Source organism: Micromonospora olivasterospora (assembly GCF_007830265.1).
Lineage (GTDB): Bacteria > Actinomycetota > Actinomycetes > Mycobacteriales > Micromonosporaceae > Micromonospora > Micromonospora olivasterospora.
This window is the reverse complement of sequence record NZ_VLKE01000001.1, coordinates 523,477-535,381: the sequence shown is the minus strand read 5'-3', so window position 1 is coordinate 535,381 and position 11,905 is coordinate 523,477. Positions and strand designations below refer to the sequence as shown.

The window sequence follows — 11,905 nt, the reverse complement described above, 5'->3', positions numbered from 1 at the left end:
GGGTAGGCGCGGGCCATGGGATACGCGGTGGTGCTCGGCGAGGCACTGGTCGACCTGCTCGACGCGGAGTGCGAGGGCGCGCCCGTCTTCCGGCAGGCGATCGGCGGCGGGCCGCTCAACGTCGCCGTCGCGGTGGCCCGGCTCGGCGGGCGGGTGCAGTTCGTCGGCTCGCTCGGCGACGACGTGCTCGCCGGCCGGATCCGGGCCTTTCTCGGGGCGGCGGGCGTCGGGCTGGACGGGGCGGTCACCGCCCCCGTGCCGACCGCGCTGGCCGTGGCCACCCACTCCGGCGCCGAGCCCGAGTTCTGCTTCTACGGTGAGCCGCCCTCGTACGGCCTGCTCACCGCCGACGACCTGGACGTCGGCCTGGTCGAGGGCGCCGACGTGCTCTACTGCGGGTCCGTCGTGCTGCTCTGCCCGGCCGTGCTGGCCGCCGCGCGGCGGGCCTGGGCCGCCGCCGGCGCGCTGCGGGTGTTCGACCCGAACGTCCGGCCCCGGCTGCTCGACGGACCGGGCGCGCTGGCCGGGCTGCGGGAGACGGTGGCGGAGTTCGCCGCCTCCGCGCACCTGGTCAAGCTCAGCGCGGCCGACGCGAAGCTGCTCTACCCCGGCGAGCCGGTCGAGGGGGTCGCGGCGTACCTGCGGGAGTTGGGGGCGGCGACCGTCGTGGTCACCCTCGGCCCGGACGGCGCGGTGGTCGCCGCGGCCGACGGCGATCCGGTACGCGTACCCGCGCCGAAGGTCCGCGCGGTCGACGCCACGGGTGCGGGCGACTCGGTGATGGGGGCCCTCATCGCCGAGCTGCTCGTCGACGGGGAGCCCACCGAGCCCGCCGACTGGCACCGGCGGGTGGCGTTCGCGCTGCGGGTCGCCGGGCTGGTCTGCGAGTCCCCGGGCGGCGCGACCGCCATGCCGACCCGCGCCGAGGTCCTCTGCCGCTTCACGGACTGATCCGGGTTCGGTCGTCGCCGGCTGCCCCGCGGATGAGCGCCCAGCCCAGGAACCGGTCGAAGAGTTGCCGGGGTTCCGGTCCGTCGTGCGGGTTGAGTCGGTAGAGGTCGTCTGCGGCGTCGTGGAGTTGCCCGCCGAGGTAGACGAGCAGGGCGACGCGGTCGTGGGTGTACTCGTGGCGGAGGGTGAGTCGGGCGGTGGCGCAGGGCCAGGGTGCGGCGCAGGCGCGGCACAGCCACAGTGGCCGGATGGGTAGGTGGGGGCGTGGTGGGGTCACCAGTGGCCGCCGTTGGCCCGCCAGGTCTGGGCGGGGGTGAGGCGGCCGGCCCGGCCGACCTGGGGGTTGGCGCGGGTCACCTCGTCGCACCACCGGCTGTTCCGCGCCGGGGCGGCCCGGTGGCCCGGGCGCATGGATGGGGCAGCTCCGTAGGCGTTGGGCTCGGTGGGTACGGGTGTGTGGCGGTCGGGGCAGGTGGTCCAGCGTAGGCCGCAGGTGCACCAGCGCCGCCAGCGGCGCCAGGTGGGCCGGTGGCGCGGGGCGAGGGGGATCGGCTGGGCGTTTCGCCGCCGGCGTGGCCACATCTCAGCGCCGCCCGTCGGGTACGCGCGCCGGCCGTTCGGCGCGGGCGATCAGGTCGTCGACGGCCCGGTCGGTCATGCCTCTTGTACGCAGCACGGCTCGTCCCCAGCGGTGCAGGCGGCAGGGGTACGGGGTGAGGTCGCTGCGGCACAGCGGCCCGGTCGGCCACGATTCGGGGCCGTGTTGCAGCACGGCCCGCATGGCGAGCTGGACGTGCTGCTGCGTCACGTACGGCGGTACCGGCACCTCGCCGAGCACCTTCTCCACCGCGTCCACGGGACGGTCGACGGTCGTCTGCACCTTCAAGCCCTTCTTCGCTGGGTGTAGCGGCGCCGGAGCGGGCGGGGACAGTCCGTTGCGCGGGCGGCTGGAGCCCGGCACCCACCCCGGGCCTGCTTACTGCGCCCCTGCCGACGGCGGCGGGGCATGATCCAGCACCCGGTCGACCGCCGGGGAGTGGTCGACCGGGTGCGCCTTGAGGGACAACCAGCCCGTGGTTTGCAGACCTGGGAGCTGGCCACGAAGAGCTTTACACACCATGTTGTACAAAGCAAGGCGCGGTTGGAACTACTTGTTGTGGCTAGTAGTTCATGGTCGAATGGCGGTGCAGACCTGGGAGTGTGAATGCCCGCCAAGGCGAAGTGGGCGCAGCTCGCCGACTACATCCGTGAGCGGATCGAGTCGGGTGAGCTGGCGCCGGGAGCGAAGCTGCCGTCGACCGCGCAGCTCAAACAGGAGCACGGCGTGTCGCAGACCGTCGTGCGACAGGCGATTCTCGTCCTTCAGACACAGGGACTGGTCGAAGGGGTGCACGGCGTCGGCGTGTTCGTCACCGAGCGACCGGAAGACTGACCCGGCCAGGGCCTGCCGGCGCAAGGCGCGGGCGATGTTCTCGCCCGCCCGCCCGCCCGCCCGTCCGTCCGTGGGTCACGCCGTGCCGGTGAGCTCCGCGTAGCCGCGGCGGGCGGCCGTGAGGGCGGCGCGGGCGCCGAAGGGTGCCTCGGCCGCTATCCGCTCCGGCGGGGCGCCGGCGGTGTGGCCGGCCCGGATCAGCCACGCCAGCTCGGCCAGCTGCGCGTGCTGGGCCCGGACGAACTCCGGTTCGACCAGCTCGCCGTGCCCGGGCACGACGACGGTGCCGGGCCCCGTCAGCCGGAGCAGGTCCGCGACCGCGTCCGGCCACTGGAGCGGGTACGACTCCTCGAACGCCGGGGGCCCGCTCTCCTCGACCAGGTCCCCGGCGACCAGCACGTCGGCGTCCGGCACGTGTACGACCAGGTCGGCGTCGGTGTGCCCGTGGCCGGGGTGGCGCAGCACCACCCGGCGCCCCCCGACGTCCAGCGTCGTCTCCAGGCGCACGGTGTGCGTCGGGGCCAGCAGCGTCGTTTCCGCCAGCTCGGCGGCCAGCTCGGGCCGCCCGTCGCGCACCTCCTCCACCGCGGCCCGGCGCAGCTCGTCGGGGCGCTCGCGCAGCCAGGCGGCGGCTGCCTCGTGCGCGTACACGGGGCGGGCGGGGTCGGCGGCGAGGGTGGCGTTGCCGAAGCAGTGGTCGAAGTGGTGGTGGGTGTTCACCACCGTCAATGGGTGCGGGGTGACCGCGCGGGCGGCGGCGGCCAGCTCGGCGGCCTGCCCGGCGGTGGAGAGCGTGTCCACCACCAGCGCCCCGCCGTCGCCGACGACGAGCGTGACGTTGACGTCGAGCAGCGGCTCCCGCAGCACGTACACCCGGTCGGCGACCTCGACGAAGCGCAGGCTCACGGCGCGACCGCCGGCTCGCTCGCGCCGGCGCCCGTGACCCGCGGGGTCGCGGGTACGCCGGTGGCCCGCTCGACGAAGCGCTGCCGCTCGACCAGCACCCGCTCGATCCGCCCCTGGGCGACCGTCTCGCCGCCGTCGGTGACGCTCACCTCGAACCGCAGGCGCCGCCCGTCGACCTCGACGAGCCGGGCGGACGCCACCACCGTACGCCCGACCGGCGTGGGAGCGCGGTGGTCGAGCTCGACGCGGAGCCCGACGGTGGTCCGGCCGGGCGGCACCCGGGTCGCGGTCGCCGCCACCGTCGCCGCCTCGGCCAGGGCGAGCACCCGGGGCGTACCCAGCACCGGCACGTCGCCGGAGCCGACCGCCTGGGCGGTGTCGGCATCGGTCACGGTCAGCTCGACCCGGGCGGACAGCCCGGGGGCGAGGGTTTGCTCGGACTGCTCCTGCATGGCCACAGCCTAGGTGGTCGCCGTCGGCCGCTCGGGGCGCCGCCGTTAACCTGGACGGCGATGGCCGTCGTGACTGACCCCCAGCCCCCCGCCCCGACCGGACCGCCCGCACCCCCCGACGGCGGCCGCCGTCGCGTGGTCGGCATGTCGATCTGGTCCGTCGCCTTCGTGGCCGGCTGGCTCGGCATCGGCCTGCCCACGGACCCGGCGTACGCGTTCCTGTGGATCTGGGCGGGCACCGTCGCCTGGAACTCCCACCGCCCGTGGCGCAGCCACCTGCGCTTCGCCCGGGACTGGCTGCCGGTGGTGCTGCTGCTCGCCGTGTACAACCTGTCGCGGGGGTTCGCCGACAACGGGGCCACCCCGCACGCGCTGGAGCTGATCGTCGCCGACCGGTTCATGTTCGGCTGGGCGACCGGGGGCGAGGTGCCGACAATCTGGCTGCAGGAGCACCTGTACCGGCCGCAGGTGCACTGGTGGGACGTCCTCGCCAGCTGGGTCTACTTCTCGCACTTCGTGGTGGCGCTCGCCGCCGCCGGGGTGCTCTGGCTGCGCGACCGGGGGCGGTGGGTCGCGTACATGCGGCGCTTCGGGTTCCTCTGCGCCGCCGGGCTGGCCACCTACTTCCTCTACCCGGCCGCCCCGCCCTGGTGGGCGGCGCAGAACGGCCTGCTGACCGAGGTGGCCCGGATCTCCACCCGGGGCTGGAAGGCGTCCGGCATGCACGGCGCGGGCAACCTGCTCAACGCCGGGCAGATCGCCTCCAACCCGGTGGCCGCCATGCCGTCGCTGCACACCGCGTGGGCGCTGTTCGTGGTGCTGTTCTTCCTGCGGGCCACCCGCCGCCGCTGGTGGCCGCTGCTGCTGGCGTACCCGCTGGCGATGACGTTCACCCTGGTCTACTCCGGCGAGCACTACGTCATCGACGTGCTGGTCGGTTGGGCGTACGTGGGGATGACGTTCCTGGCCGTCGGCCTGGGCGAGCGGTGGTGGGCCGCCCGGCGGGCCCGCCGCGACCCGGCCGCCCGCACACCGGCCGGGGACGGGCCCAGCGTGCCCGGGCCCTCCGCCTCCGTCGACCCGCCCGCCTCCGCCGACCCGCCCGCCTCCGCCGACCCGCCCGTCTCCGCCGGCCCGCCCGCGGTGCCGGCCGCACGCTGAGCCTCAGGCAGCGAGGCGGGCTGCCCGCGCCCGGGCGGTCAGCTCCGCCGCCAGCCACCACGCCTCGGCCAGGTCGCGGTCGTGCGCGGCCGCGCCGGAGCCGCCCGCGGTGTCCGCGTGCACCGTGGCCAGCCGCAGCCTCCGCTGGACCGGCCCCTGGGTCACCCGTACGCTCTGGATCCGGGCGTACGGCACGATGGCGAGCTGCCTCGTGAGCAGCCCGGACCGGGCGGCGAAGACCCGCTCGTCGAGCCCGGCGCCGACCGCGCGACGGCTCAGCGGGCGCAGCCACCGGGCCCGGGGCGGGGGAGGCGTCGTCGCGAGCCCGGTCAGCCGTACGCCGGGCAGCACCTCCGCCACGACCAGCTCGCCGGTGCCCGGGTCGCCGACGGGCAGCAGCCGGTCCGGCCGGTTCCGGTCGTCGGGCTCGCCGCCCGAGTAGCCGGCCACCTCCAGGCGCAGCCGCAGCCAGCCCTTGGGCCGCCAGAGCAGCGGCCAGGTCACCCCGACCGTCTGCACCCGGTGCAGTGGCACGGTCTGCGCCCGGGTCTCCAGCAGGCCGTTGCGGATCCGCAGGGCGCGGTCGTCGCGGGCCAGCCGGAAGTTCCAGTCGTCCAGCACGCGGCGGACGGGTTGCAGCAGCACCCCCGCCATCGCGGTCAGGGTGCTCGCCACGGCGATGAACGACCAGGACCCCTCGGAGAGGAACTGCGCCACGACGAAGGCGACGCCGAAGGGCAGCAGGAACGCCTGCGGGGTGAGCAACTGGCTGACCAGGAGGTCCCGGTTGACCACGGTGTGCAGGAGCCGCCCGGGCGGGGGCGGAGCAGCCACCGCGTCCGCCGCCGGCTGCCCCGCGGCCTGCGGCCCCGGCGTGGGCGCCCGGCCGGCGAACGCGAGCAGCCGCTGCCGCAGGGCGGCGGCCTCGGCGACCCCCAGGTACGCCAGCGGCGCCTCGGTCTTCCCGCCGCCGACGACCTCCAGGCGCAGCTCGGCCAGCCCGGTGAGCTGGGCGAGCAGCGGGCGGACCACCTCGACGGCCTGGAGCCGCTCCAGCGGGATGGCCCGGGTGCGCCGCCACAGCAGCCCCTCGTGCATCCGCAGCTCCCGGCCGACCACGTGGTAGCCGGTGTTGTACCAGCTGACGACCGCCAGCACCGTCGCGCCGAGGGCCAGCACGGTGACCATCGCCACGAACCAGCCGAAGCCGACCCGGTTGAGGGTCGACCAGGACAGGCCGGCGATGACCACCACCAGGGACTTCGCCCCGTGCAGCACCGGGCTCAGCGGGTGCAGCCGCTGCCGCGGCTCCTGCCCCAAGGGACCGTGGCTCACAGCCCCTCCGCGCGGTCCTCGCCGAGCGCGGTGAGCCGGTCACGCAGCCGGGACGCCTCGGCGGGGCGCAGGCCCGGCACCCGGGCGTCGCTGGCCGCGGCGGCGGTGTGCAGTTGCACGGTGGCCAGGTCGAACGCCCGTTCCAGCGGGCCGGCGCTGACGTCGACGAACTGCATCCGGGAGTACGGCACGATGGACAGCCGGCGCACCAGCAGGCCGTGCCGGACCAGCAGGTCGTCCTCCCGCTCGGCGTACCCCCAGGCGTGTACCGCCCGGACGACGGTGACCGCCCGCCACACGCCGAGCAGCACGAGCGCGCCGACGGCCGCGCCGAACAGCCAGTGCCCGGCCAGCGCCCAGCCGACCGCCACCCCGAGCAGCAGCACCCCGAGGACGGCCGACAGGCGTACCAGCTCCACCCAGATCAGGTCGGGCGAGACCGGCTGCCAGGAGACGGTGTCCGGCCACGGGTCGAGCGGCCCGCGCGAGGGCGGCCCGGCCGGGTGCGACGGGGCCCGGAGGGGCCGGCGGCCCGCCGGCCGGTCCGCCGGTCACCGGGATCGTCCGCTTCGCGCGCTCACACGTCGAGCGTAGGCGATGCGGGCAGCGGCGCGACCTCCCGCAGGAAGCCGCGCGCGGCGAGGAAGTCGCCCAGGGACGACCGGTGGTCGGCGCAGGCCAGCCACGTCTTGCGCCGCTCGGGGGTGTGCAGGCGGGGATTGTTCCAGCGCAGGGCCCACTCCGCCGGGGCCCGACAGCCCTTGGCCGAGCAGATCGGGGCCTCGTCGGCGGAGAGGGAAGCGTTCATCCGGGCCAGTTTAGGGGCGCGGGAAGTGTGAGCGCCGGGCGGCCACGGGGGGAGCCGCCCGGCGACGGGGTGAATGGTACACACGCCCGACCCCCCGGTGTCCAGCGGTGATCGGCGATTCGGAACGCCGGGACGGGGCGGCGAAAATCGGCTTCTCCCCACCTCGGCTCTCAGAGGCCGTCGGGTAACCAGCTCCGAGCGTTCTGTTACGGGGAGACACGTCGATGCCAGGTGCTCGACAAATAGATCATCCCCGCCATGATCGCGTTGTGTGCGCAACTGCAACTGTGGCGGGGATGACGCCCGTTCATGCTATCCGTCGAGCTTGACCGATGCGATGTGGGCGATCCTCGCGCCCTTGATGCCGGTACGCGACCTGCGTAAAGGCGGCCGGCCGCGCAAGTGGGGAGATCGGCTGATCCTGGATTCGATCTTCTATGTGCTGCGGTCGGGCTGTCCGTGGCGGATGATGCCGCGGGATCTGGCGCCACCGGACGCGGCACATCGCTGGTTCACGACGTGGCGGAAGAACGGAACGTGGGACGCGATCCACGACGAGCTTCGCCGGCAGGTGCGGGTAGCGGCCGGTCGTGAGCCGGAGCCGACAGCGGCGGTGCTGGACGCCCAGTCCATCAAATCCAGTGAGGGCGGCGAATGCCGTGGGTTCGACATGGGCAAGAAGACCACCGGCCGCAAGCGGCACCTGGTCGTGGACACGATGGGGCTGATCCTGGTCGTGATGGTCACCTCCGCCTCGGTCAACGACCGTCCCGGTGGCCGGCGGATCCTGGCGCGGCTGGCCGAGGCGTTCACCACCATCGCCCTCGTGTGGGCCGACGGCGGCTACGCCAACAGCATCGACTCCACTCTGCTGACCTGGGCGAAAGAGCAGCTCGGCATCCTGGTGGAGATCGTCAAGCGCAACGACGACGTCAAGGGCTTCAAGGTCCTACCGCGCCGGTGGGTGGTAGAGAGGACGCTGGGTTGGCTGGTCCGTAACCGACGCCTGGCCCGGGACTACGAACGGCTGACCGTCAACTCAGAGGCCATGATCAAGGTAGCGATGATTCGACTCATGACGATACGCCTGGCCGGTCAAACGATCCGCTGGGCCAACGCCACCGAGCGCGAAGCCGCCCAACGCATCAACGTCGAGCGACTTCTCGCCACGTAGTCACCCGGTTACCCGACGGTCTCTCAGCCGGGCATGCGAGTCTTGATACCGCACCACGCCCGACAACCGATCACGCTGTGGAGGACCGGTGGCCCAGCCGACCACGCCCGACGCCCCGACGCCGAACGGCAGCGCCCCGCAGGCGCCCCCGCCGCCGGCGACCACCCCGGCGCAGGACGCGACCCTGCTGGAGCGGGCGCTGTTCGAGATCAAGCGGGTGATCGTCGGGCAGGACCGGATGGTCGAGCGGATGTTCGTGGCGCTGCTCTCCCGGGGGCACTGCCTGCTGGAGGGCGTGCCGGGCGTGGCGAAGACACTCGCCGTGGAGACCCTCGCCAAGGTGGTCGGCGGGTCGTTCGCCCGGGTGCAGTTCACCCCGGATCTGGTGCCGGCCGACATCATGGGCACCCGGATCTACCGGCAGTCGAGCGAGAAGTTCGACGTCGAGCTGGGGCCCGTGTTCGTCAACTTCCTGCTCGCCGACGAGATCAACCGGGCCCCCGCCAAGGTCCAGTCGGCCCTGCTCGAGGTGATGAGCGAGCGCCAGGTGTCCATCGGCGGGGAGACCCACCGGGTGCCGAACCCGTTCCTGGTGATGGCCACCCAGAACCCGATCGAGCAGGAGGGCGTCTACCCGCTGCCGGAGGCGCAGCGGGACCGGTTCCTGATGAAGATCGTCGTCGGGTACCCGACGGACGCCGAGGAGCGGGAGATCGTCTACCGGATGGGCGTGGCGCCGCCCGAGCCGGCGCGGGTCTTCGACACCGACGACCTGGTGGCGTTGCAGCAGAAGGCCGACCAGGTCTTCGTGCACAACGCGCTGGTGGACTACGCGGTCCGGCTGGTGCTGGCCACCCGTGCCCCGGCCGAGCACGGCATGCCCGACGTCGCGCAGTTGATCCAGTACGGCGCCAGCCCGCGCGCCTCGCTCGGCCTGGTCCGGGCCACCCGGGCGCTGGCGCTGCTGCGTGGCCGGGACTACGCCCTGCCGCAGGACGTGCAGGACATCGCCCCGGACATCCTGCGTCACCGGCTGGTGCTCAGCTACGACGCGCTCGCCGACGACGTGCCCTCCGACCACGTCGTGCACCGGGTGATGTCGACCATCCCGCTGCCGTCGGTGGCCCCGCGCCAGCAGGCCACCCCGGCCCCGCCCGGTTCGCCGGCGGCCGGCGCCGGGTGGCCCGGGCAGCGGCCGTGACCTCACCCGCCCCCATCCCCTCCCGGGGTACCCGGTGGACGCCTTCGCCGGCCGTCGGGCCCCGTACGGAGGCGGTGCTGTCCCGCCTCCAGCTCCTGGTCACCCGCAAGCTCGACGGCCTGCTCCAGGGCGACTACGCCGGCCTGCTCCCGGGCCCCGGCAGCGAGGCGGGGGAGTCGCGCGAGTACCGCCCCGGCGACGACGTGCGCCGGATGGACTGGCCGGTGACGGCGCGCACGACCACCCCGCACGTGCGGCGTACGGTCGCCGACCGGGAGCTGGAGACCTGGCTCGCGGTGGACCTCTCGGCGAGCCTGGACTTCGGCACCGGCCGCTGGCTCAAACGGGACGTGGTGGTGGCCGCGGCCGCCGCGCTGACCCACCTGACCGTGCGCGGCGGCAACCGGATCGGTGCGGTGGTCGGCAGCGGCGCCGCGCCGGCCGCCCCGGCGGGCCGTTGGCGGCCCGCGCCGCCGTCCGGCCCGGGGCAGTTGGTCCGGCTGCCGGCCCGCTCCGGCCGCAAGGAGGCGCAGGCGCTGCTGCGGGCGATCGCCGGCACGGAGCCGCGGCCCGGGCGCGGTGACCTGGGCGCGCTGGTCGACATGCTCAACCGGCCGCCGCGCCGGCGGGGCGTGGCGGTGGTGATCTCCGACTTCCTGGCGCCGCCGCAGCAGTGGGCGCGGCCGATGCGTAAGCTGCGGGTCCGGCACGACGTGCTGGCGATCGAGGTGGTCGACCCGCGCGAGCTGGAGCTGCCGGACGTGGGGGTGCTGCCGGTGGTCGACCCGGAGACGGGGGAGCTGCACGAGGTGCAGACCGCCGACCCGCGGCTGCGCCGCCGGTACGCCGAGGCGGCCGCCGCCCAGCGCGCGGAGACAGCCACCCAGCTCCGGGCGGCCGGCGCCGCCCACCTGCGACTGCGGACCGACACCGACTGGCTGCTGGACATGGTGCGCTTCGTCGCCGCGCAGCGGCACGCCCGCACCCGGGGGACGACACGATGATCCGTTTACTGCAACCGTGGTGGCTGCTGGCGGTGCTGCCGGTGCTCGCCCTGGCCGGCCTGTACGTCTGGCGGCAGCTGCACCGCCGGGCGTACGCGATGCGGTTCACCAACGTGAAGCTGTTGCGCACCCTCGCTCCGAAGGGGCTGGGCTGGCGGCGGCACGTGCCGGCGACGGCGTTCCTGCTCTGCCTGCTGGTGCTCGCCACCGCGCTGGCCCGGCCGGCGGTGGACACCAAGGAGCCGCTGGAGCGGGCCACCGTCATGCTGGCCATCGACGTGTCGCTGTCCATGCAGGCCGACGACGTCGCCCCGAACCGCCTGGAGGCAGCCCAGGAGGCGGCGAAGCAGTTCGTCGGCGAGTTGCCGAAGAGCTACAACCTCGGCCTGGTGTCGTTCGCCAAGTCGGCCAACGTGCTGGTGGCGCCCGCCAAGGACCGGGACGCCGTGACCGCCGCGATCGACGGGCTGGTGCTGGCCGAGGCGACCGCGACCGGGGAGGCGGTCTTCACCTGCCTGGAGGCGATCCGGTCGGTGCCGGCCGACGGCGCGGCCGGCATCCCGCCGGCCCGGATCGTGCTGCTCTCCGACGGGTTCCGCACGTCGGGCCGGTCGGTCGAGGAGGCGGCGGCCGCCGCCCAGGCGGCCAACGTGCCGGTCTCCACCATCGCGTTCGGCACGGACTCGGGGCAGGTGGACATCGGCGGCCAGCTCCAGCGGGTGCCGGTGGACCGGCTCGCCCTGGCCGAGCTGGCCGAGACCACGGAGGGCTACTTCTACGAGGCGGCCTCGGTCAGCGAGCTGAAACAGGTCTACCAGGACATGGGCAGCTCGATCGGGTTCCGCACCGAGCCGCGCGAGATCACCCGGTGGTACGCGGGCCTGGCCCTGCTGCTGGCGCTCTGCGCGGGCGCGACGAGCCTGCTCTGGTCGTCCCGGCTGCTCTGAGGCCGCCGTCCGCGTGGGCTCCGCGCGGCCCGGTCCGGCGGGCGTCGGCGCGGACCGCGGGCACCTGGACGCCGGCCCTGTGGAGCTGCCCCGTCCGTGCGTCCGCGGTCAGTGACCGGCGCCGCCGGCCAGCACGAAGACGACGGCCACCCACACGGCGGCGAGGGTGAAGCCCAGCGGGGCGAGGTAACGGCTCATGGGAAGCTCCGGTGGCGACTAAACGGTCCGCGCCGGCACACGGGGACCGCGGGGGTTGATCAGGACGCGCACACGAAGTCGTGACCGGGCGGCTCCCCGCGTCCGTCCCGATCGGACGGACACAGCGCGGACACCCCGGCTGGAAGGGCCGAGGGCGCAGGGTGTGGGGAGCGGAGCTGGGTCAGCTCACCAGCCGAGCCGTGGCTCAGCGGGGCTGACGGGCGGCCCGGCCACGACTGGGAGGATCGCTATCTCGCACAGCGATCACCTCCTGCGGTCGGCCGGGTCCGGAACGCGGATCATCGTACACCGGGCCCGCGAGCGCGCCGCCCCGGG

13 protein-coding genes and 2 pseudogenes are annotated in these 11,905 nt (G+C 74.5%); 7 read left to right on the top strand and 8 right to left on the bottom strand.

Features of this window, described 5'->3' with window-relative positions; genetic code table 11:
- Positions 1-15 precede the first annotated feature (15 nt).
- On the top strand, positions 16-951 hold the full coding sequence (locus tag JD77_RS02130; RefSeq protein WP_145772794.1) for a carbohydrate kinase family protein: 936 nt from the start codon (positions 16-18) through the stop codon (positions 949-951).
- Here JD77_RS02130 and JD77_RS02125 read toward each other — a convergent pair.
- From JD77_RS02125 to JD77_RS02120, 3 genes are all read right to left on the bottom strand, one after another.
- Positions 941-1,231 carry a hypothetical protein gene (locus JD77_RS02125; RefSeq protein WP_145777379.1) on the bottom strand — a complete coding sequence of 97 codons (291 nt, stop codon included), beginning with the start codon at positions 1,229-1,231 and terminating at the stop codon, positions 941-943. The two genes, JD77_RS02130 and JD77_RS02125, sit on opposite strands and share 11 nt — an antisense overlap.
- Positions 1,225-1,362 carry a hypothetical protein gene (locus tag JD77_RS31805; RefSeq protein ID WP_170286302.1) on the bottom strand — a complete coding sequence of 46 codons (138 nt, stop codon included), beginning with the start codon at positions 1,360-1,362 and terminating at the stop codon, positions 1,225-1,227. Before JD77_RS31805 ends, JD77_RS02125 begins: the two co-directional genes overlap by 7 nt.
- A gap of 172 nt (positions 1,363-1,534) precedes the next feature.
- Positions 1,535-1,831 carry a hypothetical protein gene (locus tag JD77_RS02120; protein ID WP_246140499.1) on the bottom strand — a complete coding sequence of 99 codons (297 nt, stop codon included), beginning with the start codon at positions 1,829-1,831 and terminating at the stop codon, positions 1,535-1,537.
- Positions 1,832-2,155: 324 nt separating this feature from the next.
- Between JD77_RS02120 and JD77_RS02115 the strand changes: the two genes are divergently transcribed.
- Positions 2,156-2,383, top strand: a complete 228-nt coding sequence (locus JD77_RS02115; RefSeq protein WP_145772793.1) for a GntR family transcriptional regulator — start codon at positions 2,156-2,158, stop codon at positions 2,381-2,383.
- Between the two features lie 75 nt (positions 2,384-2,458).
- Here the strand turns inward: JD77_RS02115 and JD77_RS02110 are convergent, their stop codons facing one another.
- Both JD77_RS02110 and JD77_RS02105 read right to left on the bottom strand, forming a co-directional pair.
- Positions 2,459-3,289 (bottom strand): MBL fold metallo-hydrolase, encoded by an 831-nt coding sequence (locus JD77_RS02110; RefSeq protein ID WP_145772792.1) that lies wholly within the window; start codon positions 3,287-3,289, stop codon positions 2,459-2,461.
- Positions 3,286-3,741 (bottom strand): thioesterase family protein, encoded by a 456-nt coding sequence (locus JD77_RS02105; RefSeq protein WP_145772791.1) that lies wholly within the window; start codon positions 3,739-3,741, stop codon positions 3,286-3,288. The genes JD77_RS02110 and JD77_RS02105 overlap by 4 nt, the downstream gene beginning before the upstream one ends.
- Positions 3,742-3,801: 60 nt before the next feature.
- On the opposite strand from JD77_RS02105, the gene JD77_RS02100 reads away from it, so the two are divergent.
- The gene (locus JD77_RS02100) at positions 3,802-4,902 is read left to right on the top strand and encodes a phosphatase PAP2 family protein (RefSeq protein ID WP_145772790.1); all 1,101 of its coding nucleotides are present in this window, start codon (positions 3,802-3,804) and stop codon (positions 4,900-4,902) included.
- 3 nt (positions 4,903-4,905) lie between these two features.
- Here JD77_RS02100 and JD77_RS02095 read toward each other — a convergent pair whose 3' ends face one another.
- The 3 genes and pseudogenes from JD77_RS02095 to JD77_RS02085 all read right to left on the bottom strand — a co-directional run bounded on the left by JD77_RS02095 (position 4,906) and on the right by JD77_RS02085 (position 7,045).
- Positions 4,906-6,237 (bottom strand): PH domain-containing protein, encoded by a 1,332-nt coding sequence (locus JD77_RS02095; RefSeq protein ID WP_145772789.1) that lies wholly within the window; start codon positions 6,235-6,237, stop codon positions 4,906-4,908.
- Positions 6,234-6,792: pseudogene (locus tag JD77_RS02090) on the bottom strand (PH domain-containing protein). The gene JD77_RS02095 and the pseudogene JD77_RS02090 overlap by 4 nt, the downstream one beginning before the upstream one ends.
- A 22-nt stretch (positions 6,793-6,814) precedes the next feature.
- Positions 6,815-7,045 carry a hypothetical protein gene (locus JD77_RS02085; protein ID WP_145772787.1) on the bottom strand — a complete coding sequence of 77 codons (231 nt, stop codon included), beginning with the start codon at positions 7,043-7,045 and terminating at the stop codon, positions 6,815-6,817.
- Between the two features lie 271 nt (positions 7,046-7,316).
- Here JD77_RS02085 and JD77_RS02080 point away from each other — a divergent pair.
- From JD77_RS02080 to JD77_RS02065, 4 genes and pseudogenes are all read left to right on the top strand, one after another.
- Positions 7,317-8,138, top strand: a pseudogene (locus JD77_RS02080) (IS5 family transposase); the annotation flags it as partial.
- A 169-nt stretch (positions 8,139-8,307) separates the two neighbouring features.
- Complete coding sequence (locus JD77_RS02075; protein WP_145772786.1) at positions 8,308-9,420, top strand: AAA family ATPase; 1,113 nt, start codon at positions 8,308-8,310, stop codon at positions 9,418-9,420.
- Positions 9,399-10,424, top strand: coding sequence for a DUF58 domain-containing protein (locus tag JD77_RS02070; RefSeq protein WP_170286360.1), 1,026 nt, complete (start codon positions 9,399-9,401; stop codon positions 10,422-10,424). The genes JD77_RS02075 and JD77_RS02070 overlap by 22 nt, the downstream gene beginning before the upstream one ends.
- Positions 10,421-11,371: a VWA domain-containing protein gene (locus JD77_RS02065; RefSeq protein WP_145772785.1), complete on the top strand. Its 951-nt coding sequence runs from the start codon at positions 10,421-10,423 to the stop codon at positions 11,369-11,371. The genes JD77_RS02070 and JD77_RS02065 overlap by 4 nt, the downstream gene beginning before the upstream one ends.
- Positions 11,372-11,905: the final 534 nt, after the last annotated feature.